The sequence below is a fragment of the Acinetobacter sp. BD54 genome, assembly GCF_044778325.1.
GTDB classification, from domain to species: Bacteria; Pseudomonadota; Gammaproteobacteria; order Pseudomonadales; family Moraxellaceae; genus Acinetobacter; species Acinetobacter baumannii.
Map to the genome: position 1 here is coordinate 85,011 of NZ_JANJEP010000006.1, position 23,845 is coordinate 108,855.

The 23,845-nt window shown below is 36.0% G+C and carries 29 protein-coding genes; 22 read left to right on the forward strand and 7 right to left on the reverse strand.

All coding sequences use genetic code 11. The annotated features are described in order from the left end of the window. Positions 1-4: 4 nt before the first annotated feature. The gene (locus NQ782_RS11435) at positions 5-1,123 is read left to right on the forward strand and encodes an ABC transporter permease (RefSeq protein WP_057093782.1); all 1,119 of its coding nucleotides are present in this window, start codon (positions 5-7) and stop codon (positions 1,121-1,123) included. Positions 1,124-1,172: 49 nt separating this feature from the next. Here the strand turns inward: NQ782_RS11435 and NQ782_RS11440 are convergent, their stop codons facing one another. Then, positions 1,173-2,042 (reverse strand): DUF2797 domain-containing protein, encoded by an 870-nt coding sequence (locus NQ782_RS11440; RefSeq protein ID WP_000422836.1) that lies wholly within the window; start codon positions 2,040-2,042, stop codon positions 1,173-1,175. 39 nt (positions 2,043-2,081) lie between these two features. Between NQ782_RS11440 and NQ782_RS11445 the strand changes: the two genes are divergently transcribed. Next, complete coding sequence (locus NQ782_RS11445; RefSeq protein WP_000840537.1) at positions 2,082-2,543, forward strand: DUF6231 family protein; 462 nt, start codon at positions 2,082-2,084, stop codon at positions 2,541-2,543. A gap of 99 nt (positions 2,544-2,642) precedes the next feature. Next, positions 2,643-3,233, forward strand: a complete 591-nt coding sequence (locus tag NQ782_RS11450) for a YidB family protein (protein WP_000183448.1) — start codon at positions 2,643-2,645, stop codon at positions 3,231-3,233. Between the two features lie 108 nt (positions 3,234-3,341). Here NQ782_RS11450 and NQ782_RS11455 read toward each other — a convergent pair whose 3' ends face one another. From NQ782_RS11455 to NQ782_RS11465, 3 genes are all read right to left on the reverse strand, one after another. After that, positions 3,342-4,448 carry a porin gene (locus NQ782_RS11455; RefSeq protein WP_000734917.1) on the reverse strand — a complete coding sequence of 369 codons (1,107 nt, stop codon included), beginning with the start codon at positions 4,446-4,448 and terminating at the stop codon, positions 3,342-3,344. Between the two features lie 254 nt (positions 4,449-4,702). Further along, entirely contained in the window at positions 4,703-5,116 is a 414-nt protein-coding gene (locus tag NQ782_RS11460) for an HIT family protein (RefSeq protein ID WP_057093743.1), read from the reverse strand. An 18-nt stretch (positions 5,117-5,134) separates the two neighbouring features. Then, positions 5,135-5,404 (reverse strand): YARHG domain-containing protein, encoded by a 270-nt coding sequence (locus tag NQ782_RS11465; protein ID WP_031983120.1) that lies wholly within the window; start codon positions 5,402-5,404, stop codon positions 5,135-5,137. A 263-nt stretch (positions 5,405-5,667) separates the two neighbouring features. On the opposite strand from NQ782_RS11465, the gene NQ782_RS11470 reads away from it, so the two are divergent. The 5 genes from NQ782_RS11470 to NQ782_RS11490 all read left to right on the forward strand — a co-directional run bounded on the left by NQ782_RS11470 (position 5,668) and on the right by NQ782_RS11490 (position 8,644). Further along, positions 5,668-6,093, forward strand: coding sequence for a GFA family protein (locus NQ782_RS11470; protein ID WP_057094157.1), 426 nt, complete (start codon positions 5,668-5,670; stop codon positions 6,091-6,093). A 130-nt stretch (positions 6,094-6,223) separates the two neighbouring features. Next, the gene (locus NQ782_RS11475; RefSeq protein ID WP_000564581.1) at positions 6,224-6,424 is read left to right on the forward strand and encodes a hypothetical protein; all 201 of its coding nucleotides are present in this window, start codon (positions 6,224-6,226) and stop codon (positions 6,422-6,424) included. 500 nt (positions 6,425-6,924) lie between these two features. Then, on the forward strand, positions 6,925-7,149 hold the full coding sequence (locus tag NQ782_RS11480) for a hypothetical protein (RefSeq protein ID WP_000826149.1): 225 nt from the start codon (positions 6,925-6,927) through the stop codon (positions 7,147-7,149). 178 nt (positions 7,150-7,327) lie between these two features. Continuing rightward, positions 7,328-7,702: a TonB C-terminal domain-containing protein gene (locus tag NQ782_RS11485; protein ID WP_000800035.1), complete on the forward strand. Its 375-nt coding sequence runs from the start codon at positions 7,328-7,330 to the stop codon at positions 7,700-7,702. Positions 7,703-7,876: 174 nt separating this feature from the next. Continuing rightward, positions 7,877-8,644: a class I SAM-dependent methyltransferase gene (locus tag NQ782_RS11490; protein ID WP_000934174.1), complete on the forward strand. Its 768-nt coding sequence runs from the start codon at positions 7,877-7,879 to the stop codon at positions 8,642-8,644. An 80-nt stretch (positions 8,645-8,724) separates the two neighbouring features. Here the strand turns inward: NQ782_RS11490 and NQ782_RS11495 are convergent, their stop codons facing one another. Continuing rightward, positions 8,725-9,810, reverse strand: a complete 1,086-nt coding sequence (locus NQ782_RS11495) for an alpha/beta fold hydrolase (protein WP_267581200.1) — start codon at positions 9,808-9,810, stop codon at positions 8,725-8,727. A 133-nt stretch (positions 9,811-9,943) separates the two neighbouring features. Here NQ782_RS11495 and NQ782_RS11500 point away from each other — a divergent pair, with 133 nt between their 5' ends. From NQ782_RS11500 to NQ782_RS11530, 7 genes are all read left to right on the forward strand, one after another. Then, entirely contained in the window at positions 9,944-11,131 is a 1,188-nt protein-coding gene (locus NQ782_RS11500) for an O-succinylhomoserine sulfhydrylase (RefSeq protein WP_001076394.1), read from the forward strand. Between the two features lie 177 nt (positions 11,132-11,308). Continuing rightward, positions 11,309-11,545: a hypothetical protein gene (locus NQ782_RS11505; RefSeq protein WP_000917295.1), complete on the forward strand. Its 237-nt coding sequence runs from the start codon at positions 11,309-11,311 to the stop codon at positions 11,543-11,545. 265 nt (positions 11,546-11,810) lie between these two features. Continuing rightward, positions 11,811-12,140: a YbaB/EbfC family nucleoid-associated protein gene (locus NQ782_RS11510; RefSeq protein WP_001024697.1), complete on the forward strand. Its 330-nt coding sequence runs from the start codon at positions 11,811-11,813 to the stop codon at positions 12,138-12,140. 9 nt (positions 12,141-12,149) lie between these two features. After that, entirely contained in the window at positions 12,150-12,746 is a 597-nt protein-coding gene (gene recR, locus NQ782_RS11515) for a recombination mediator RecR (RefSeq protein ID WP_000490551.1), read from the forward strand. Positions 12,747-13,051: 305 nt separating this feature from the next. Beyond that, positions 13,052-14,176 (forward strand): HRDC domain-containing protein, encoded by a 1,125-nt coding sequence (locus NQ782_RS11520; RefSeq protein WP_057093472.1) that lies wholly within the window; start codon positions 13,052-13,054, stop codon positions 14,174-14,176. A 502-nt stretch (positions 14,177-14,678) separates the two neighbouring features. Next, positions 14,679-14,945: a hypothetical protein gene (locus NQ782_RS11525; RefSeq protein ID WP_000183704.1), complete on the forward strand. Its 267-nt coding sequence runs from the start codon at positions 14,679-14,681 to the stop codon at positions 14,943-14,945. A gap of 130 nt (positions 14,946-15,075) precedes the next feature. Next, positions 15,076-15,417, forward strand: a complete 342-nt coding sequence (locus NQ782_RS11530; protein ID WP_045544175.1) for a hypothetical protein — start codon at positions 15,076-15,078, stop codon at positions 15,415-15,417. A 71-nt stretch (positions 15,418-15,488) separates the two neighbouring features. Here NQ782_RS11530 and NQ782_RS11535 read toward each other — a convergent pair whose 3' ends face one another. Continuing rightward, positions 15,489-15,653 carry a hypothetical protein gene (locus NQ782_RS11535; protein ID WP_000086293.1) on the reverse strand — a complete coding sequence of 55 codons (165 nt, stop codon included), beginning with the start codon at positions 15,651-15,653 and terminating at the stop codon, positions 15,489-15,491. A gap of 442 nt (positions 15,654-16,095) precedes the next feature. On the opposite strand from NQ782_RS11535, the gene NQ782_RS11540 reads away from it, so the two are divergent. The 7 genes from NQ782_RS11540 to aroC all read left to right on the forward strand — a co-directional run bounded on the left by NQ782_RS11540 (position 16,096) and on the right by aroC (position 22,451). Continuing rightward, the gene (locus tag NQ782_RS11540; RefSeq protein WP_057092968.1) at positions 16,096-16,401 is read left to right on the forward strand and encodes a YcgL domain-containing protein; all 306 of its coding nucleotides are present in this window, start codon (positions 16,096-16,098) and stop codon (positions 16,399-16,401) included. Next, on the forward strand, positions 16,394-16,780 hold the full coding sequence (locus tag NQ782_RS11545; RefSeq protein WP_001206390.1) for a hypothetical protein: 387 nt from the start codon (positions 16,394-16,396) through the stop codon (positions 16,778-16,780). The genes NQ782_RS11540 and NQ782_RS11545 overlap by 8 nt, the downstream gene beginning before the upstream one ends. A 29-nt stretch (positions 16,781-16,809) precedes the next feature. Then, entirely contained in the window at positions 16,810-17,661 is an 852-nt protein-coding gene (locus tag NQ782_RS11550; RefSeq protein WP_001271636.1) for a MoxR family ATPase, read from the forward strand. Between the two features lie 15 nt (positions 17,662-17,676). Then, positions 17,677-18,864 (forward strand): VWA domain-containing protein, encoded by a 1,188-nt coding sequence (locus tag NQ782_RS11555; RefSeq protein WP_000498051.1) that lies wholly within the window; start codon positions 17,677-17,679, stop codon positions 18,862-18,864. Positions 18,865-18,900: 36 nt separating this feature from the next. Next, positions 18,901-20,106, forward strand: a complete 1,206-nt coding sequence (gene trpB, locus NQ782_RS11560) for a tryptophan synthase subunit beta (protein ID WP_057092971.1) — start codon at positions 18,901-18,903, stop codon at positions 20,104-20,106. A gap of 236 nt (positions 20,107-20,342) precedes the next feature. Next, complete coding sequence (prmB, locus tag NQ782_RS11565) at positions 20,343-21,347, forward strand: 50S ribosomal protein L3 N(5)-glutamine methyltransferase (RefSeq protein ID WP_000441019.1); 1,005 nt, start codon at positions 20,343-20,345, stop codon at positions 21,345-21,347. Positions 21,348-21,359: 12 nt separating this feature from the next. Continuing rightward, positions 21,360-22,451 carry a chorismate synthase gene (gene aroC / locus NQ782_RS11570; RefSeq protein ID WP_000918444.1) on the forward strand — a complete coding sequence of 364 codons (1,092 nt, stop codon included), beginning with the start codon at positions 21,360-21,362 and terminating at the stop codon, positions 22,449-22,451. 96 nt (positions 22,452-22,547) lie between these two features. Here the strand turns inward: aroC and NQ782_RS11575 are convergent, their stop codons facing one another. After that, complete coding sequence (locus NQ782_RS11575) at positions 22,548-23,777, reverse strand: GGDEF domain-containing protein (protein ID WP_057092973.1); 1,230 nt, start codon at positions 23,775-23,777, stop codon at positions 22,548-22,550. Positions 23,778-23,845 lie beyond the last annotated feature (68 nt).

Genomic DNA, 23,845 nt, shown 5'->3' on the forward strand with positions numbered 1-23,845 from the left:
AGTTATGTGGCAGCAATTAATCACGTGGCTGAAACACTTAAGTTTTTTAGTCAAAAAAGAATTCTTAACCATTTTTAGTGATCCTGCAAATAGGGCTATTCTATTTGTACCCGCCCTGATGCAAGCACTTTTATTTGGGTATGCGGCTACTTATGACGTTAACCATGTAGATTATGCAATTTTAGATCAGAGCAACGGGCAGGTTTCACATGAGCTCATCTCGAAGCTCGATGGCTCTGGTATTTTTAAGCGTGTTGCAACACTGGAATATACCGAACAAATCAAACAGGTCATTGATAACCGTCAGGCATTGCTCGTAATTACGATCCCCAATGATATCGAAAGTAAATTAAATAATAACCAAAGCGCTCCTATACAGGTCATTGTTGATGGCAGGAATTCATCTACAGCTATGGTCGCAGGGTCATATCTAAGTAAAATTATTGGTCAATTCAATCAGCAAAAGTTTAATTCAGCTTTACCGATTAGCCTTGAAACAAGAACATGGTACAACCCAAATCAGGAATCTCGTTGGAGCTTAATGCCTGCATTAATTGCAGCATTAAGTATGATGCAGACATTACTTTTATCTGCTTTATCAGTTGCGCGTGAACGTGAGCAGGGTACGTTTGATCAATTATTAGTGACACCTTATACGCCATTACAAATTATGATTGGTAAGGCTTTGCCGCCGATTTTTGTAGGTTTGATGCAATCGACCATTATTTTATTGATTATTTTGTTCTGGTTTAAAATTCCAATGAATGGCTCTATTGGACTGCTTTATTTTGGATTATTCAGCTTTAACGTGGCTGTAGTTGGTGTGGGCTTATCAATTTCAGCTTTATCATTAAATATGCAACAAGCCATGCTTTTTACATTTTTATTGATTATGCCTTTGATGTTACTTTCAGGCTTACTGACACCTGTAGAAAACATGCCAAAAGCATTACAAGTAGCAACTTATGCAAATCCATTAAGATTTGGAATTAACTTAGTACAGCGGGTTTATTTGGAAGGTGCAAGCTTTGCACAAGTCAAATTGAACTTTTTACCAATGATTGTGCTGGGGATAGTAACTTTACCTTTAGCAGCTTGGTTGTTTAGAAATAGATTATCTTAGTTATATTAATTAAAAAGCCCCATTTTTATGGGGCTTTTTTTAAAGCAACTTATGCACGTACAATCAGCTCATAACCTGTATATTTACGGATATTAATAACACCAATATCAAATATTAAATATTGGCCCTTAATACCTTGCAATACTCCACGAATTTTTGGTGTTTTATCTAAGTTTAAAGACTTAATTTTTTCAGGATATTGTTCAACTGGATAAACAAACTCACGTGGCAATTCATTTTCTAGTAATTCAACCGTTTCGTTAAATTCAAGATTTTGGCTAAATTCTTCACGAATAGTTTGAATTTTAGGAGCGAATTCTTCAATTAACTGATCACGTTGTTCAATCAAATTTAGAGGTTCAGCTTCGCCTTTGAGAAGTTTACGCCAATCTGTCTTATCCGCAATTAAGGAACCAAACATGGTTTCAAGCTGGCCAGATAAACGACGTGAACCAACTTTTAAAATAGGTAAGGCTTGAGTTGCCCCTTGATCTAACCAACGACCAGGCATATGGCTAACGCGAGTAATACCTACTTTTAAAGCACTTGAATTTGCCAAATACACAATATGAGGCTGGAAACATACGCTGTGGGCAAAATCATCTTCACGACATGTACCCAAATGGTAGTGGCATGTTTCAGGTTTCATAATGCAAAGGTCACATTCCGCTTTCGTTTTAAAGCATTTAAAGCAGTGGCCTTGCGAATAAGACTTTGGTGTTTTAGCACCACAAGAGGTGCAATAAATATTACCTGTCCATTCGATTTCTAGTTCTTGTCCTAAATTAAAAGGAAGATCAATTTCTGAACGGTCTAATACAAATTTGTATTCAACATTTGCCTTGGTTGTCTGTTGATCAGTTACACTAGCATCTTTTAGGCCTGCATGCATTTTATGGCAAATGCCTTGTAGTTCCATAAAGTTTAAACTCACATCTTTCAATTAAGGGTTGCAGTTATGGCTGAACAAAATGTCATCACTTCTATGCTAGACGATTTATCAAACGAACAGCCTATTCATACTGCACTTTGTATTGGCCAGAAAATTGACCAGAATAACGCAATTCAATGGCACTATTTTACCGTAACTGAGCTGTTAAGTCTGCCTTTTACTCAGCGTTATGATTTGGGTTTTGTATTGTTTGATACTGATGAAATGCAGGACATTAGTGATGTGCAGAAATCACAATTATTAGTAAAGCTAAGAGATTTATTAGCAAAACGAATTGTTGTCGTGAGCAAACGCAGTGATGAACAGCTTCTGCGTTCTTTAGGTTTTACCCAACTTATTGATAAGACTTCACATGATAGTGATTTTGCTTTATGGCAATTTAATATTTTGACCTATAAGCATGTCCCAGACTGGTTTAATTCAAAATTTTGGGCAAATCCAGAAAATTGGAATAAATTCCGTTGGTAAAAGACCTTGCAATCTCTTTCAAAATTTAACAATTTGATTTTTGCTGTCTTAACAAAAAAACGCGTATGCTCATGTATAAACCATACATAAGAGTTACTCATGACAAATTTAAGCAACATTGTAGAAGTTTTGGCTAAGCAAGCTTTAGGTGGGAATCAGCAAGCGTCAGGTCAAGGTGGTTTAGGTGGAATTTTAGGTTCTGTACTAGGACAAATGGGTGGTAATACTTCATCTGGTGCCCAAGGTGGTCTTGGTGGAGTATTGGGTTCTGTATTGGGACAAGTCACTGGTAATAACAACACACCTCAAGCTGGTGGTGGTGTACAAAGTTTATTAATTGCAGTGGTACCTTTAATCTTAGGTTGGGTTCAGCAACAAGGTGGTTTACAAGCTGCTCTTGAGAAATTAAAAGGCGCTGGCTTAGGTAGCCAAGTTCAAAGTTGGGTTGATCCAAACCAAAGTAATAGTGAAGTTCCGACCCAGCAATTACAAAGTCTGTTTAATCCAGCAGACATTGAACAAGTTGCTCAGCAAGCTCAAGCACCAAAAGAACAAGTTTATGGTGCAATCGCTTCTGTCTTACCTCAAGTCATTGATTCTTTAACACCTCAAGGTGAGAGTACAGATCATCAAGAAGCTAACCAAGATATTCAAAATGTGATGAATCTTGTAAGTGGTTTCTTAAAATAAAATATAAATTTTTTAAAAGCCGATATTTTTATATCGGCTTTTTTGATAGCACAATAAAATAAAAGGGCATAAGCCCTTTTATTTTAGATATGAATCGAACATAACTGATTAGAAGTTATATTCAATACCAGTACCTACAACAGTTTGTTTGTCGTCGTCGTTCAACCAGTCACGTTTTTGTTGAGCAACGATACCGTAGAAGCGAGCTTGTTTATTGATTTGATAATCAAGACCTAAACCATACAAGTCAATTTTACGATCTGCCTGACCACTTACTTGTGTTTCAGCAGAAGCATATTCTGCTTTTACTTTAAGTTTAGTGTTAGGAATTTTATAAGCAGCAGTTACCGCGTATGCTTCTTCTTCTAAACCACGGTAAGCTTTACCAGCTTTATCGATTGAACCATCTGATTTATATGTTTGACCATATGCAGTCAAGTCATCAGTAGGTTCAGCATGTTGCCATAAAGCACCTACTACAAAACCAGATTTAGCAATGTCATAAGAACCAGTTACACGGTAAGCGTCTGTATAAACATCTTTCAAACCGTAAGCAGCATATTTACCTTTGATACCGAAGTCACCAGCAGCAGCGATTGCTAAACCTAAGTCTTTATTTTCATAACCTAGAGAAGTCGAAACTGAATCGAAGCTATCATTTTTGCTGTCTTTACCAGTTTCGCCTTTTTTACTATCAGAAGTGCTTTCACCAGTTTGAGCCATGATATTGAATGTCAAACCAGCTAATAATTTAGGGTCTAATTCAAAACCAACTACGTTATCTAAACGGTTTTCACCGTACATAATATTTGTAATATCTAAACGTGTGTCATCGTTAAAGATGTCTTGGTTGCTACCAGCAGAGGTTTTGAAGTAAGAGTCATATTTACCTACTTTTAACGTACCGACGCCTTCAGTTTTTAAACCAATAAAACGGTTACGGGCGCTAAGGTCAGTATCTGAACCAGAACCATCAGTAGAAATTGCCCATTCAGCTAAATAAACAGCAGATAGCTTATCAGTCAACTTCTCTTCGCCTTTTACCCCAATACGAGAAGAGTTTGAGTTAACTTCGGTAACGTCACTTTTACCATCGAAATTTTTGTTGTCAACTTGGTTAATGGAAACGTTTAGTTTGCCGTACAAAGTTGGCGCTGCTTGCACCGCGTTTACGCTCAAAGTTGCAACTGCGGCAGCGAGAAGCAATTTCTTCATTGAGATTTCTCCAAAAGGTATTTTTAAATGGCGTATGCCTAGCTAACTTTTATTTTTTAGTTGGCTTATGTACAAAAAGTTACAGAAGCTCACCAACTTGCTAAGAAGTATCTGTAAACTTTGTGACAATGGAGTGAAGAAGAAATGACAGTTTTATGACAATTAAAAATTGGAAATACTTTATTTTCTTTTGATTTTATTACACTTTTTAAATAAAAAAAGCGGAGTTTAAACTCCGCTTTTATCTCTTAAAATCAAAGTGCTGCTTTAATTTTCTCAGCCAAAGATTTGATTTTATTTTGGTCTCCTAATTGCGCCGCATGTTTGCCAAGTTGGTGAACATTTGTCGGAATTAGGTGAAAATGAACATGAGGGACAGTTTGTCCGGCAGCTGCTCCTGATAACTGCATGAGCACAATTCCATCCAAATTTAATGCAGTTTCCATTGCCTTAGCAATTTTTTGCACGATCTGGATGGTATAAGCTGCCGCTTCAGGAGGTAAATCAAGTAAAGTTACTGCAGGAGTTTTTGGAATAACTAATGCATGACCATCGGCTTGGGGCATAATATCCATAAAAGCTAGAACTTGATCATCTTCATAGAGTTTTATCGCTGGAAGTTCACCACGTAAAATTTTTGCGAAGATATTTTGATCATCATATGCCATGTATTATTCCTTTAAATACTATTTACATTTCAATTCTTTTTGACGTTCTTTAATTGCGTCTAGACGTTGCTGCTCTTTATCAGAGAATTTTGGCTTAGTCGTATGACAGTTTTCATTACCATATTTTTCTTTAGCATCTTGGTCTTTAAAACAAAAGCCTTTTGACGCATAAATCAAATTGTAATCATCTTGCAATTTTTGACATTCTTGCTCAGGTGTTGCAGCTTGAGCACTGAAACAGGCAAGGGTCACCATTCCAGCGAATACCGCAACCATTAATTTATTCATGAGCTTTTCCTCAGTTAAAGGTATGAACCTGTACTCAATATAAGGTTTATTCCCAATATTTCAATGACTATTAATTACTCAAGTGTTATTTAAAGCCATATTTCACCTTATAATATAAAAAAGCTTTATATATCAAGATCTTTTTTATAATCTGTTTTAAATCAAAAGATTAGATATATTTTATATTAAACAATTAAAATATATACTTAACCAATATTTAAAGTCATGATTAAAATTTTATAGTAATGAAATAAGTACGTTATATGAGTAACATCGGTTCTTGTTTATGCCATAAAGTAAAATTCTCTGTACCTTGTGAAATCAAAACGGTTTATCACTGCCATTGCAGCTTATGCCGAAAACAAACAGGTACTGGAGCGAATGCCGCTACTTTAGTAAAAGAAAATCAGTTTAATTGGTTGATGGGTAAGGAATATGTGGCTACCTATAAAAAAGAAACTGGTTTTACTTCATCATTTTGTAATAGATGTGGCTCGCCTGTCCCTAATAAAATTAATGGTACAAACTATATGTGGATTCCATTAGGACTTCTTGAACAACCGTTTAAACCAGATTTAAAAATTAATTTTTGTATAGAGTCAAAACATGATTGGGTTGTGTTAGGGGATGCTCATAAAAACTTTGCACATTTACCTGAGTTAGAAGAGTTTTTAAAATATTTTGAATAACACTATTTAACTTTTTATATATTTTAATAATTTTTAAGTATTCTTTACATAAATGATGTGTGTTCACTGTTGAATATATCCGATATTTATTTGAGCATGAAATCACATAGCTAAAAAAAGGATGGTTCACATGATAGATGAAGAAAAGCCTTTAAATTTTGAAGATGATGACGAGCCTCTTGATTTTGAAGATGAAGAATTCATAGACGATAAAAAAGAGGACGAAATGTATAACTCGATTACTAAAGATGGCTCTAGTGTCGATCCTGCTGATGATGGGACACGGCATATTCGTCCTGAAGACGGCGATCCGATTGAAATTGATGAGTAAATGCATCAGTTTAAAAAAGATTAGTCTTTTTAATCTTTAAGTATAAGTGTAATATCCGAGCGCTGTCACAAACAGCAAAAAGTCCTGAATGATCAGCGCAAAAAATCAAAAAGGGTAAAGCCTGCTTACAAAGCGGGCTTTTTTTGTATTTATAAAAATCTAGACTAAAGAAAGTAAGTAAACGCTTTTAAGAAAATATTTAATTTTTCAAAAAATATTTAACAGAAGAGAAGAACAGATACAAATACTTAGTGTTTGTAATGTGCATTTAAGAGGAGTACAAAGGTAAATAACAAAAATAAGAAAAGTAAAAAGATCATAAGTTAAAACATATCATTAAATTATTTAGGTATTTTACACAATTTAACACTTTATGCAAATTACTTTACATTTCATTGAGTTTTTGTAAAGAATTGGCTTAGTCCTAATCGTTTTAAAAATGTGACAATCAGTGGATAATTTGTTAGATTGTTTGATTTTTATAATAACAGGTGAGACAGATGAAGAGATTGTTACTTGTATTGGCTACAGGATTTGGTTTAGATGGGTGTGCATCGTTAACACAAAAAGCAGATGAAAATTATATTACTAAATCGCCTGTTACTCCGGTCAATACTGCCTTTAATGCCACTAAAGTACTTGAACATGGAATTTTTACTGAGCAGGATATTGCTGATATGCCTGAACACTCAAGTATAAATTCCCGCTATAAAATATCTTTTTAAAACGTTGCTGAAAATTATAATTAAATAGTTAAACTAAATAATCCTCGTAAATTAGCTAAAATCTAGAATTTGCTAAGAACTTATTTAGTAGTAGCTATTTAGGATAAAACCACCATTTAGGTAGTTTTTAAAAAGATAAAATGTTAAATTTTAATCATTGAAAAAATTGGTTTTATAAATGAAAAACGTCATTATTTTAACTTCTATATTGTTATTAAGTGGGTGCACAATTAATTCTAAGTTATTATCACCAGCAAAAAGTGATGATGACAAAATTATTGTAGAAGCAGAAAAGTACAAGCAACAATATCAAAAAAAGATCTTTAAAATTTGGAATGTTCCGCCTTCTTCAGTGGGAATGAGTGCTAGCGTTAAAGTCTTTTTAAGTGATACTGGTGAGATTGAACAAATTATTTTTCTAGATAAAGAAGACCAAAAGTTTAAGTCGAGTATTGAAAAGGCAATATGGCGTGCAAGTCCCTTTGTTTTACCTTCTAATCCGGAAGTTAGAAAACAAGTAAGAAAGTTCAACATTAAATTTACTGCAAAGTAATTTTTAAATATGAACTTGGCCTTACATTAAAAAACCACCATTTGGTGGTTTTTTTATTAAGAATTGATAGAGATACAAATTATAACTTTATTTTATTAATTATTGAAAAACTAATCATTATTTTTTATCTACTTTTTCTTTTATGGTTAACTCATCAAAGAAGAGGAATAAGCCATGTTGAATCAACATGAGATAAATTTAAAACAGTATCAAAATAAATCTTTAAGTTATTTGAATAGCACCGCTCACTCTGAAGGGGTCGAGTTTGATAAATTCATTAAAGAAATTGATGAATATCCAAATGCTGTTGTTTTAGATTTAGGTTGCGGTGGTGGTCATGTAGCTTATAACGTTGCTCGCCATGCAGATCTGGTTTTTGCTTATGATTTATCTCATGAAATGCTCGATACAGTGTCAAAAGCTGCCAATGCTCGAAAAATAAAAAATATTTTTGTACAACAAGGCATTGCTGAAGATATGCCTTTTACTGATGAACAATTTGATGTAATCATTAGTCGATATTCTGCCCATCATTGGCAGCATGTCCCAACAGCAATGAAAGAAATAAATCGTGTATTAAAGCCAAATGGCACTGTTATTTTTGTTGATATTATTAGCTCAAGTTTCCCTATTTTAGATACATTTTTACAGACTATAGAAGTGATTCGAGACCCTAGTCATGTAAGAAATTACAGTATTAAAGACTGGGTTCACTTTATTGAAGATGCTGGTTTTGAATTAACAATTTTAGAAAAACAAACCCTCAAACTAGATTTTGATAGTTGGGTACAGCGCATGAAGACACCTGAAGATCAAATAAAAACGCTTAGGTATCTCCAAGAAAATGCAGCAGATGTTGTTAAAAAGTATTTTAATATTCAAAAAGATGGAAGTTTTGAAAGTAAGGTCGGGTACTTTGTATTCAAAAAACTATCCTTCTAGTGAGTTTTAGCTTAGATTTGTTTTCATAGAGAAAGCGTTAGATAAAAGCCCTCATATAGATGGCTTTATTATGCCTAAATTTAGATTTTTGTTGAACGCTTACTCAGCCATGTTGCTAGCTTTGGCCAGAATTCCTGCGCACTTGCTTGGCTTGACATTAGACCTAAATGACCACCAGGAATAAGAGTAAACGTAACATCTTGGCTACAGGTTAACTGGCTTAATGGCTGAGCTGCATCAGCCGTAACTAATTGATCACTACGGCCAGCTCCAACTAAGAGTGAACAGTCGATATTTTTTAATTCGATTTTTTTATCTTTTAACTGAATAGAACCCTGTCTTAATGGATTTTGCAGCCAAACATTAAATAACATGTCCTGATTAATACCTCCCGGATAATCAATCATATTGTTTAAAAAACTGCTTAATGTGGCATGTTCTTGTACGAACTGAAGGTCATTAAGGTTCTTAAGTAATTGAATATGACCATCGAACCAGCCTTTAGGGTCAAGAATTTTAAAGCCTATGGAATTTAAAATGCCCGGAGTATGAATCAAACGCTTCGGTAAACCTGAGTAAATACGTTCCTGAAGCTTTTTATTACGGGCAATAGTGTTGTTTATGGTTCGGTAGAGTTTTCCAATATAACCAGAAGCATAGCTATCGATTGGGCTACCTAAAACTATAAGGTTTTTGACATAATTTGGATGATTATGCGCTGTATATAAAGTAACGAATATGCCAGCCATACTCCATCCGTGTAGAGAAATTTGATCACTGCCTGAATGTGTGCGAACAAACTCTATAGCTTTAGGAATAAAATCTTCAATAAACGATAAAAAGTTAAGATGTCTATCTTTAAAGCCTAAACGCCCCCAATCGACAAGGTATACGTCAAAACCTGCATTTTGGAAGTATTTGATAAGAGAACGATATGGATATAAATCATAAATCGCCATATTAATAGCTAAAGGTGCCACAAATACTAATGGTTCTCTAAAGCTCTTTTCTGTAGCTGCATAATAACGAACACGGGTTTGGTTGAATTCACCAATCACTTCAAATGGAGTGCTTTGTGACAATACTAATGTTTGAGGACGAAATAGTCGGGTAGAGAGGTGCTTGATTTGACTTTGTTCTGAGACAAGGGACTTTAAGCGTTTCATCTTGTTTTACCAACTATACTAAAGATTGATTGAAGTCTAAGCGATAATTTTCAGGTTTACCTTGACCTTAAATACCTTAGGCACTCAAAATGATGATAGTTTTTAGTACATGACCAGTAAAGGCGAACATTTAATGAACCAGTCTGATGATTTAGAATACCAACTTGATACTTTAGCCATTCGTACCGGACACACTCGTAGTTTTGAAGGTGAGCATGGTGAACCAATTTTTTTGACTTCATCTTTTGTATATGAAAACGCTGCTGAAGCAGCTGCAAAATTTTCTGGTCAGGTTCAAGGAAATATCTATTCTCGTTTTACTAATCCGACTGTATCGATGTTCGAAAAACGTTTAGCAGCTTTAGATGGGGCTGAACGTGCCGTGGCTACAAGCTCAGGTATGGGAGCAATTCTATCAATTGCGATGGCGTATCTAAAAGCAGGTGATCATGTTATTTGCTCAAGAGCAGTTTTTGGTTCTATTGTTGCTTTATTTGAAAAGTACATTGCCAAGTTTGGTGTAGATATCACATTTGTGGATCTAAGCGATTTAAATGCATGGAAAAATGCAGTACGTCCAGAAACTAAACTATTATTTGTTGAGTCACCATCTAATCCATTAGCTGAAATCGCAGATATCCAAGCACTTGCAGATATTGCGCATGCAAATGGCGCATTACTTGCTGTTGACAATAGTTTCTGTACACCTGTTTTACAGCAACCGTTAAAGTTGGGTGCAGATCTCGTGATTTACTCTGCGACTAAATATTTAGATGGCCAAGGCCGTGCGTTAGGTGGTGCAGTGGTAGGTAACCATCAACTCCTAGAAGAAGTTTTTAGCGTAGTGCGTACTTTAGGGCCATCTATGAGTCCGTTTAATGCATGGATTTTCTTAAAAGGATTAGAAACTTTACGTTTACGTATGAAAGCGCACTGTGAAAATGCTCAAAAACTTGCCGAGTGGTTGTCTACCCATGAAAAAGTAGAAAAGGTCTATTATGGCGGGCTTCCAACTCATGAAGGTCATGAACTTGCAGCAAAACAGCAAAATGGCTTTGGCGGGATTGTTTCTTTTGTAGTTAAAGGTGAGCGTGAAGGCGCATGGAAGGTTATTGATAACACCAAATTTATTTCTATCACGGGTAATTTAGGTGATGTGAAATCAACAATTACGCATCCTGCTACAACCACACACGGCAAACTTTCTGCTGAAGCAAAACAAGCTGCTGGTATTCAAGAAGGCTTAATCCGCGTTTCGGTTGGCTTAGAAGATATTAACGATATTATTGGTGATATCTCACGTGGATTAGATTTGATCTAATAAAATTTATATATCTAAGAATTAAGCCACACTCATTTTAGTGTGGCTTTACTTTAAGGGAAGTTACTCACAAACAACGATTGAAATAAAAAAGCTACATTTTGTTGTAAATGAATTAAAAATCACAACGTATAAAAGTTCTAAATTTAATAAAAATAACAAAGTGAGTTTTTAACCATGCTTAAGCCTATAATTATTTTAGTTGCTATAGGGGCAATTGGTTTGGTTGGATACAAAGTATTTGCCCAAAAGGATGAACCGACTCAAATTAACGAAACTGTTTTATTGATTAATGATGCAAATAAATCAGTTGAAGAAGCTGATCATACAATAGAAAAAGCGAATGCCTCTTTTCAGAAAATTCCCTTGAATGAATACAAACCTGACAATAGCACCCTCCAAGCCTCGCAGTAGTTTAACTTAAATTTTAGAACTGGCCTTCGCAGTAAAAAGTTTCGTATAGAAAGCTTTAAATGGATGAGTTACCTAAAAGAGTTTCATAGATACCAATAGAAAACATTAATTTATTGTGTCAGAATTGCGGATTAATTTTGATTTAAACGTACTGACCTCAATGATCTTACTGATCGATAGGGGCGTTCAAAGAGTTTAAGTTCCGAAGTGTTATATGACTATCAATAATACTTGAAATATTTGATAGAGATACGGAGTTAGGTTTATGAATATCAATATGCTCATGCAGCAAGCGCAGCGCATGCAAAAAGATATGGAATCAAATATAAAAAAGGCTAAAGAAGAGCTTGCTCAAACTGAAGTACACGCTGAAGCGGGCGGTGGTTTAGTTAAAGTAACAATGACTGGCCGTTATATCGTAAAACGTATCGAAATTAATCCAGAATTACTTCAAGACGAACCTGATATGATTGAAGATTTAATCGCAGCTGCGGTGAATGATGCTGTGCGTCAAGCTGAAGTAGTTTCTGAAGAAAAAATGCAAAAAGCTAACTCAGGTATGGGTTTACCTCCTGGTTTAGCAGGCATGTTCTAAGGAAAATCAGTGTTTAGCGATAGATTTGAACAACTCGTTCAAGCTTTACGTATTTTGCCTAGCGTTGGACCGAAGTCGGCCCAACGTATGGCTTTACATCTCTTGATGAAAAATCGTGAAGGTGCATTTGCTTTAGCACATGCTCTACATGAAGCATCAAGTTATATTCATGAATGTAGTGTTTGCCACTCTTTAACAGAGCATGAAATTTGTGATATTTGCGCTTCAACAGAAAGAGATGATCAATTGCTTTGTGTAGTTGAGTCTCCGGCAGATGTTATGGCAATCGAGCAAAGTGGTAGTTTTCGTGGCAAATACCATGTGTTGGGTGGACACCTTTCTCCATTAGATGGAATCGGGCCAGAAGAAATAGGCATTCCTTATCTAATCCAACGTTTAAGCCAAGGTACGATCGAAGAAGTCATTTTGGCAACTAATGCTACTGTGGAAGGTCAGGCGACAGCGCATTATTTGGTTGAAGCGACGAAGCATTTACCTATTCACATGACACGTATTGCTCAAGGCGTACCACAAGGTGGCGAGCTTGAATATGTGGATAGTCATACCTTAAGTCAGGCTGTTCATAACCGTATGCGTATGAAATAAGTACCTCGGTGCTTATTTCAAATATTTTTTGAATAATATCATATTATCAAAAAATCTTTTTAAAAGACAAAAACATATTTTTAAAAACGACTCAATGAATATATAAATTAAAAAAAGCTTTTGTAAAAAATAAACATTTAGAAGGATATTAAATTTGAAAAATTTAAAATAATGATCAAAAAATTATCTCTTTTTTGGAAAATTGTTCAAAAATAGATTATTCATCAAGGATTCAGTAGCATTTTTCTAATCCTATGTTATATATACCAGAGTTTAAAGCACTCTTTGCATTTACTTGAGAAAGCATGTTTCAGTTTATCCAACAGCAAACCGAATTGGTTGATGTTCTTCAACAAATGGATCAATGTTCAACTTATGGGCTTGATACAGAATTTATTAAGGTTGATACCCTTTGGCCTAAACTTGGAGTATGTCAAGTCAATGTCAACGGAAATGTATATTTGCTGGATGGAGTGTCTTTAGATTTAAGCGAGTTTTGGAAAAAAATCTTTCTTGCTCAACAAAATATTTTTCATGCATGTGGTGAAGATATTGATTTAATCTATCACTATGCCGATGAACAAAACCTATTAAATGTTTTTGATACTCAAGTTGGATTATCCTTTTTGGGACATGGTTTACAAGTAAGTTATCAAGGTGCATTAAAGCTTTGTTTAGAGGTTGATATTGAAAAGGATCAGACTCGATCAGACTGGTTGGCACGTCCTTTATCTCCGCAACAGCTATGCTATGCGGCAAATGATGTTTTATACCTTATGCAATTGGCTAACCATATTAAAGATCAGCTTAAACAAAAAGGGCTTTATGAGTATGTTCTTGAGGATTGTAGTAGCTTAACCAAAGAAATTATTAGTGAAACACCAACCCCATTGTTATATACAGATGTGGGCAATTATCGTCATTCACGTCGTCAATTAATGCAATTGCAAAATTTAAGTGAGTGGCGTGAAGAGGTAGTTAGAGCAACTAACCAGCCACGTAGTTTTATTCTTAGAAACTCGACGATGATTGATTTAGTCGAAAAAAATCCACGCAATAGTTTCCAATTATCTCAAGTAAAAGATATCCGTCCGAATGTTGTCCGTGAATATGGAAAGATTATTCTTGATCTTTTAAAAGACTTACCTGTTGAAGGACACTGGCCAGCTAAAATTGCTAAACCTTTTAAAATTACATCCAAAGAAACCCTAAATAAAATGGATGCATTGATTGCTAAAGCGATAGAACAAACCTCTATACCTAAAGAAGTTTTACTACGTAAGAAATGGTTAAATGCGATTCATCAGCATGTGCTTACTAAAGGTGATGAACAGGACCTCCCAGATTATTTATTGGGTTGGCGCTATGAGCTTTTAACTAAGCCGCTTATTCAGTTATTTAAAGAAGAGAAAGCCAGTCTTTTATTTTAGGTTTAGGTATTAAGAAAAATTTTCAGTTAAATTGAATTTTAAGATTCAAAATAACTTATCTGATTAATAACTGATCAGTTGGTGTTCGTTAATATAACTTTAAAATAAAATCATTTAATAAGTTAGTCTTTATAAGATTAACTTTTTGTTTAGTTTGAGTTTACATTCTGCTGATTTAATAAAGTTTAAATTATAAAAAGATGAGTTAATCTTAATTATAGAAAGTCATGCTGAATTAAATTAACTTTATTAGTGAGAAAAATTCAATTGTGTATATATACAGGTCTGTATATTCTTGGTAGCAAGAAAAACAATTTCAAAATAAACAATATATAACTATAAGTTTGTTTCGGTGCAGAAATATAGAGGCCTTCTCGGGGAGAGGAGGCCTCTAATTTTATATATGGAGGTGTAAAAAGTTTTTAAAATCAATAATAAGCTAATATTGAGATCATTTTTTTTATGTTATAAATGAAAACTACTAATAATTAGAGATATAAATATGACGAATAATTTTAATGCTGAACAGGCAAGAAAAAATGCGAAAGACGTAAAAATAGATCAAGCACTATTGTTAGAAAAAATTTTATCTGGAACCGAGGAAATCTCGAAAGAAGGTAAGCGACGGGCAGTTTTTCAATTTCCAATAGATGCTTTGCATCCTGAACATATCACACAGGTAGAGGAAGAGTTAAAGACACGAGGTTTTAATGTCTCAACCAATATTGAGCAATCAGGTACAACAGTCAATATTGAAGTCAGTTTCTAAGCTTTTGTTCAATGAAAACGCCCATAATTTTGGGCGTTTTTTATAATTTTTTACAATCTAAATTCATGATAATCAACATATTGTTTGACAGGTTTATCCTTCTTCTGTAGCTTTACTTTTTGAGTGGAATATGGATATGAACTTCCAAACAATACTTTCATCTTTCAAAAATCAATCTACTGGTACAGATGCATTTAAGAATTTAAAAAGTGCCTGTGAACACCATCTCAAACACTCATCAGACCTAAACGAAAAAGCTGTAATTTATCTCATTTATGGGTTTGCCCGTAGTTATGTCATCTTATATGAAGATGAAGCGGTAACTACCGATTTCGCTCAAGCTTCGAAAGAAATGTTAGTGAATTACATGAATCGCTTAAATGAAGCCTTACGTACTCAAGATGACCATATAATCTTAAATACTTTAAATCAGGTAAGTAATGATTATATGCAAGGCTCAAGAATCTTTTAATGCTTGCGTTAACATGTTGATAAGATACTTCTTTAGTCATAGGCCAACTAAAGAAGTATCCAGCGGTAGTTTTAATGTGATTTTTTCTTGCCGCCGCCATCTTGTTTATTGACGGTAGACCATGCAATACGTTCAGCTTCTTCTTGAGAATGACCTCTATCTACTTCACTCTCAACAATATGTTTCGCCTGACGTTTTTGTTTTGCTGTATAAGATGATTTGTCGCCACGAGACATAGCATAGACCTCCATATTTTCTTTTAAGATCTTCTATTATTGAATCATATTAAAAATCAAAAACGGTTAAATAATGTCTTATCCTGTATACATAAGTTGAATCTTATTTAGAGCTTATTTAACTTTATACTTAACCGTAAATTTATAAAATTCAATAGATTAAATCAAAGCTAGTCTGCTTTAGTTCAAATTTTATTGTTTTTAAAATGTAAAATTTTTATTTTATAAAAGTCGACAAAAAGATTTTTTATGTAAAATTAAACAGTTAATGAAGGTTGAAAATTTAAAACTTTGGAAAATTAAAAGTTATTTATCGACCTTAATGATTGTTGTAGGTTAATATTTCGCAAGAAAAGAAAAAACGACTGATGCGTAAACAAACCTGCGTGTGTCTGTCGTTTTTTTTCATGTATGCTGTCCTTAGTTCAAGAGTTGATTTGAAATGCACTGTGATATTTATAGATCGAGCAAAAAAGATGAAATGTACATTTATATTGCTCGTCCAAACTATCCTGATGAAACGGAGCAAGCCGATCCGTTTGAAAAAGTTCCAGAAGCTGTTTTACAAGCCTTTGGCCGTGCAACGTTTGTCATGCATTTAGAATTGGCTCCAACACGTAAATTAGCGCGTGTAAATGTTTTACATGTTCTAGACTCATTACGAACAAAAGGCTTCTTTATTCAGATGCCGCCAGAAGGGTTAATTAACCCAAATGCAGTTGAACCAGAGGGCTTACGTGGTGCGTGAAGATCAAGCTGGAATTTTAAATCAATTACTTTCTTCTCTCGATGCAATTCCTGAAGAGATTATTGCTTTAACAGCTTATGGCGTTGGCGCTATTATTGCCTTGTGGTGCTGGTGGCGTTTAATGCGCCGCTTACCTACCACTTTGGGCGCAATAAGCTGGTTAGTTGTTTTTGCTATTTTGGTGACACCGACTGTTTCGGAAGGGCCTAATGCATCTGTAGCGCCAGCTATTTTTGGACTACTATTTGGTGTTTTAACTAAAGACAGTCCTTTAATCTGGTCAAATTTATCCTTAATTCTGTTTGTAATCGGTCTAGGTTTGGTTATTGGCTATTGTTGGTCAAAATATATAACAAACAAAAGCATGCGTTCCATCTAACCATTGAAATAGAAAAATAAGGTCTCTACATGTCTGCTGATACCCAACATTTTACCGGTACAGATCAATATATCGCGACTGATAGTCTTAAACTTGCTGTAAAAGCAGCTCGTGCTTTGCAAAAGCCTTTATTGGTTAAAGGTGAGCCGGGTACAGGTAAGACTTTACTTGCCGAGCAAGTGGCAGAAAGTCTTGGTTTAAAACTCATTACTTGGCACATCAAGTCAACGACTAAGGCACAGCAAGGCTTATATGAATACGATGCTGTGTCTCGTTTGCGTGATAGCCAACTGGGTGATGATCGTGTTTACGATATTAAGAACTATATTAAGCCCGGTAAATTGTGGGAAGCTTTCACCAGTGAAGAGCGCTGTGTGCTTTTAATTGATGAAATTGATAAGGCAGACATTGAATTTCCAAATGACCTGTTACATGAACTTGATAAAATGTCTTTTTATGTTTATGAAACAGGCGAAACAATTACGGCTACTCAACGTCCAATCGTAATTATTACTTCAAATAATGAAAAAGAATTGCCAGATGCTTTCTTGCGTCGCTGTTTCTTCCATTACATTGAGTTCCCAGATGAAGCAACGATGCGCGAAATTATCTCGGTACATTTCCCGAATATCTCTGCAACTTTGGTAAATGAAGCGCTTCAAGTTTTCTTCAAGCTCCGTGAAATTCCTAACTTGAAGAAACCACCATCTACATCTGAACTGATCGATTGGTTGAGTCTGCTTATGGCAGATGATATGCCTGAAGATGTACTACGTAATCGAGATACATCAAAAGCAATTCCACCTTTGTATGGCGCACTCATTAAAAACGAACAAGATGTGCAACTGCTTGAACGTTTGGCTTTCATGTCGCGACGTTAAAGGAGGGAATAACCCATGTTTGTGCGGTTATTTTACACCTTACGAAAATATGGTGTTCCAGTCACGACTCGTGAACTGATTGACTTAAATCGTGCAGTAAGCGAAGGGCTAGTTTTTGCCGATCAAGAAGATTTCTATCAACTTGCTAAAACCATTTTAGTTAAAGATGAACGTTTTTTTGATAAGTTCGATCGTGCCATGAAAGATTACTTTGATGGCATAGAAACCTTTGATATTGATGAGTTACTCAAGCAAGTCCATAAACTTCCAAAAGACTGGTTCGACTTAGAACTTCTAGAAAAGCATTTAACACCAGAGCAAAGAGCTGAACTTCAAAAAGCAGGTTCTTTAGAAGAACTGATGAAAATGCTAGAAGAGCGTTTACGTGAACAGCATAAAAAACATCAAGGTGGTAACCGTATGGTTGGCACGGGTGGAACTTCACCTTTTGGTGCTTTTGGTGACCATCCGGAAGGCGTCAGAATTGGTGGGCCGGGCCGTAAACGTTCAGCGGTTAAAGTTTGGGAACAGCGTAAATACCAAAATCTAGATGATGACCAAGTTCTTGGTACCCGCCAAATGCAAATTGCTTTACGACGTTTACGTAAATTTGCAAGACAAGGTGCTGCCGAAGAGTTAGACGTTGACGGTACAATCCGTGAAACGGCCAAGCAGGGTATTCTTGACGTCCAAATGGTGCCAGAGCGTCGAAATCGAATCAAAGTGCTCATGTTGTTTGATGTAGGCGGTTCGATGGATGCACACATTGCCCAATGTGAAAAGTTATTTAGCGCAGCTAAAACAGAATTTAAAACGCTTGAATACTTTTATTTTCATAACTGTCTTTATGACTATGTTTGGAAAGATAATTACCGAAGAACAGCGACCCGCATGAATACGTGGGATTTGTTTCATACTTACGGACGTGACTATCGTGTAATTGTCGTAGGTGATGCCAGTATGGCACCGTATGAGCTGAAATCGGTAGGTGGCTCGGTTGAATATATGAATGATGAAACAGGTGAGGTTTGGTTGCGTCGCCTACGTCAACATTTTGATAAAACAGCATGGTTAAACCCTGAAACTGAAGGGTATTGGCATTACACTCAAACTATTGGTTGGATTAAAGAGATTTTTGAAAACCACATGTATCCAATGACTCTAAAAGGCATTGAGGATTTGACGCGTTACCTTTCTCGATAAACTTGATAACTTTAATAATTTAAAAAGAGGGATAATATGCAACATCAAATTAATGGTATTGCTTTACCAAATGAACAAGGATTTTTTGGTGAGTATGGAGGTCAGTTTATTCCTCCGCATTTAAAAGAAGCAATGGATGAAATTAATGTTGCTTATGAAGAAATTCGCCATACACCAGAATTTCAAAATGAATTAGCAGACCTCTTTGCAAATTATGTCGGCCGTCCAAGTCCTTTATTTCATGCAAAACGCCTTTCAGAACAGTTAGGTGGCGCGCAAATTTATTTAAAACGTGAAGACTTAAATCATACCGGTGCCCATAAAATTAATCACTGTTTAGGTGAGGCTCTACTTGCTAAATATATGGGCAAAAAGAAAGTTATCGCCGAGACTGGTGCGGGTCAACATGGGGTTGCTTTAGCAACTGCTTGTGCTCTAGTGGGTATTCCATGTGAGATCCACATGGGTCAAGTTGATATTGAAAAAGAACATCCAAATGTGGTCAAAATGAAAATTTTGGGCGCTCATTTGGTGTCAGTAACTCGCGGTACAGCAACCTTAAAAGATGCGGTTGATAGCGCGTTTGAAGAATATTTAAAAGATCCTAAAAATTTTATTTATGCGATTGGTTCTGTGGTTGGTCCACATCCATTTCCTAAAATGGTTCGAGATTTTCAATCAATTATTGGTAAGGAAATTAAAGAGCAGACGCATCAACGATTTGGTAAAAACCCAGATTATGTTGTCGCATGTGTCGGTGGCGGTTCAAATGCAATCGGTGCGTTTACAGCTTTTTTAAACGATTCAGATGTGAAACTTGTAGGAGTTGAACCTGCTGGGCATGGGCTAGATACAAATATGCATTCGGCAACCCTAACATTAGGTAAACCGAGCCAAATTCATGGTATGGCATGTTATGTTCTTGAAAATGAGGCTGGTGAACCTTTACCTGTGCATTCTATCGCTTCAGGATTGGACTATCCTGGTGTTGGGCCACAACATAGTTTCTTAAAAGATTTAGGCCGTGTGGAATATAGCACTGCAACTGACCAAGAATGTTTAGATGCGTTTATGACCTTATCACGAGTTGAAGGTATTGTTCCTGCGCTTGAAAGCTCACATGCTGTCGCATGGGCAATACGTGAAGCGTCAAAGCGGCCGAAAGAAACCATGATCGTGGTGAATCTATCGGGTCGTGGCGATAAAGATTCTGATTATGTGGCAGAAAAACTTAAGCTTTAAACTAAATATACTTAAAGAGCGGCCCATTTCGAAAGGCCGCTTTTTTATTTTATAGACTAAATTTTACCCTACTTAAAAGTTCATTATTTCTTAATTAAAACAAAGTATTTTGTTTTTGAGCCGTGACTGTTCGTGATAGATATGTAAAACACTGGTTCACAAGGCAAAGCGTTGCTTTGCACTACCTCACTCAGTAGAATAGTCACTTTGCAAAATTTGCCTTTGGAGACGCCTAAGTGGAGCGACCGACGATTAGCCCTGAACATTTACAGGAAGCTGCTGAAAATTTATCAACAATTCGAGATTTTATTCGTTTTGGGGTGTCAGCATTACGTCAATATGATGCACATTTAGGACAAGGTACTGAAGATTATTTCGCAGAAAGCTCTGCATTAGTTTTACAAACCTTATCTCTTGAATGGTCAGCAGATTCAGAGATTTTAGATGCGAAGCTTTTACCAAGTGAAAAAGCAGAATTCTTAAGCTTGTTGGAACGCCGTATTAATGAGCGTATTCCGACTTCTTATTTATTAAATTTAGCTTATTTCTTTAATAAGCCATTTTATGTGGATGAGCGCGTACTTATTCCTCGCTCACCAATTGCAGAGTTAATTGAGCAACGTTTTGCGCCATATTGTTTAGATGAAAATGGCCAAATGCGTGAAGCGCTTAATAACTTACCAGAAAATACCAAGCCTAAAACGCCACAACGTATTTTAGATATGTGTACAGGTTCTGGCTGTATTGCGGTAGCTTTAGCTTATGCTTATCCAGATGCAGAAGTAGATGCAACAGACATCTCTAAAGAAGCTTTAGAAGTAGCATCAATTAATGTTGAACATCACAATAAACAATACCAAGTTGCATTACTTGAGTCGGATTTATTTGAAAAAATTCCAGCTGAAAACCAGTACGATTTAATTGTAAGTAACCCTCCGTATGTTGATGCCGAAGACATGGCTGACTTGCCGGAAGAGTTTTTACATGAACCTGAACTTGCATTAGCAGCAGGTCAGGATGGTTTAGACTTGGTTCGTAAAATGCTTGCTCAAGCGGCAGATTACTTAACGGAAGATGGTCTTATAGTTATTGAAGTCGGTAACTCTGAATGGGCTATGCGCCAAAACTTTAATACAGTTGATTTCAACTGGCTTACTTTCCAAAAAGGTGGTTCAGGTATTTTTGCTTTGACTGCTGAACAATGTCGTCGTTATAGAAAATTATTTGAAGAACAAGTTTAAGGAGTTGGACATATGGCAGGGAACAGTATTGGACAACTCTTTCGTGTGACTACATGCGGTGAATCGCATGGGGTTGGTTTAATGGCAATTGTTGATGGAGTGCCACCAGGCCTTGCATTAACCGAAGAAGATTTGCAAAAAGATCTGGATCGCCGTAAGCCGGGAACCTCGAAATTTGCGACGCAGCGTAAAGAGCCTGATCAGGTTGAAATCATTTCTGGTGTGTTTGAGGGTAAAACTACTGGTACGCCAATTGGTTTACTCATTCGCAATACAGACCAAAAATCGAAAGATTATGGAAATATTGCACAAACTTTTAGACCGGGTCACGCAGATTACACTTATACGCAAAAGTATGGTTTCCGCGACTATCGCGGCGGTGGTCGTTCAAGTGCTCGTGAAACTGCTATGCGTGTTGCAGCTGGTGCTATTGCGAAGAAATATCTAGCAGAAAAATTTGGTGTTCTGATCCGCGGTCATGTGACTCAAATTGGTAATGAAGTTGCTGAAAAACTAGATTGGAATGAAGTTCCAAATAATCCATTTTTCTGTGGCGATGTAGATGCTGTTCCTCGTTTTGAAGCATTAGTTACATCTTTACGTGAGCAAGGTACAAGTTGCGGTGCTAAGTTAGAAATTTTAGCCGAAAAAGTTCCTGTAGGTTGGGGTGAGCCTGTCTTTGATCGTTTAGATGCTGATATTGCACATGCAATGATGAGTATTAATGCGGTTAAAGGTGTTGAAATTGGTGATGGTTTTGCTGTAGCAGGACAGTTCGGACATGAAACACGTGACGAATTGACTAGCCATGGTTTTCTAGCAAATCATGCTGGTGGTATTTTAGGTGGTATTTCAAGTGGCCAGACCATTCGTGTGGCGATTGCACTAAAACCAACAGCAAGTATTACTACTCCGGGTAAAACGATTAATTTAAATCGTGAAGATACTGATGTGTTAACTAAAGGCCGTCATGACCCGTGTGTGGGCGTTCGAGCAACTCCGATTGCAGAAGCAATGTTAGCGATAGTTCTAATGGATCATTTCTTACGCCACCGTGCTCAAAACGCGGATGTTGTTCCTCCATTTGCGCCAATCGAACCATAGTCAGTTCTAATCAGCGTATTTAAAAAGCCACATAAACAAAATTATGTGGCTTTTCTATTTTTATTGAAATCACATGATTACCTTAAAAATAAATCATTAAGTTAGATCTACAATTTGTTCTTCATTCAAAGCAATTTGATATTGATTGCGGCCATTTGTTTTTGCCTGATAGAGCGCATGATCAGCACGACTAACAAAAGCAGAAATTGAATCATTTAAACGTGGAATTGTGGTCGCCACGCCAACACTAATGGTTACGTATGGTGAAACACTACTACATGGATGAACAATAGCAATTTTCTTAATTGCATTCATTAATCTTTCGGCCTGAATTTTGGCTTGTTGTGCATTTGTCATTGGGAACAGAAGTAAGAATTCTTCACCGCCATAACGGGCAACCAAATCGCCACTACGAGCAGCAATTGAGGAAATTCCAGTCGCAATATCTTTTAAACACTGATCACCCTTGAGATGGCCTAAGCTATCGTTATATGGTTTAAAGAAGTCAATATCAACCATCATAATAGTAAGAGGAGTCTCATGGCGTAATGCGCGTCGCCATTCATTATCAAGTGTTTCATCAAGATAACGTCGGTTAGCAAGCCCGGTTAAAGCATCTTGTTGAGAAAGCAGTGACAGTTGTTGAGCTTGTTGCATGAGTTCAATACGGTTGAGCTCAATCATACAGTTTTGTAAATAGTTTTCACGGTGCTGACGATCCGTAGCATAGGCAAGGGTCATGCCTAAGAAACTACTAAACGTATAGGTACGGTTTAAGAAGGTCCAGTCTATGTCTCCGTTCAAATAGGTACTTACCAAAATACCAATAAGACCGCCGACCCATCCTGCAATAATGGCAGTATAAAAACGCATGCCTACCGCACCATAGATAATCACAATGGCATACATCATTGCTGCATGAAAAAGTACATTATCTTGGCCATTTTCTAAAACGTTAATTAAGATAAATGTTATGGCAACGGCAGCGGAAGAACCAATTCCGACATAATAATCAAACCACTGATTTAATTTTTTAATAAATGATAAAATCCAGGCGATTAAAACAATTATGCCTACCCAAGAATAATAGCTTAACCAGGATAAAACTTGTTCGGTTGGTAAAACTTGGTATATACCAAAGCTTAAAAATAAATATAATATTAAAATAATAGGTGCTCTATAGCGAAACTCATAAGCTGCACCATTTTGATATTGAAAACGATATATCGTTTCAAGTTGCTTTGGAAACCATACGAAATTTAATCCGCGTGTGGTTAATAAATCTATTTGTTCCTGTCCCAATATATTGGAACCTTGCAACTTCATAATTAATGCTCTCTATATTGGAAGTTGGCATAAAATGAGACTTGTTTTATTAAAGTTCCATCTAAAAG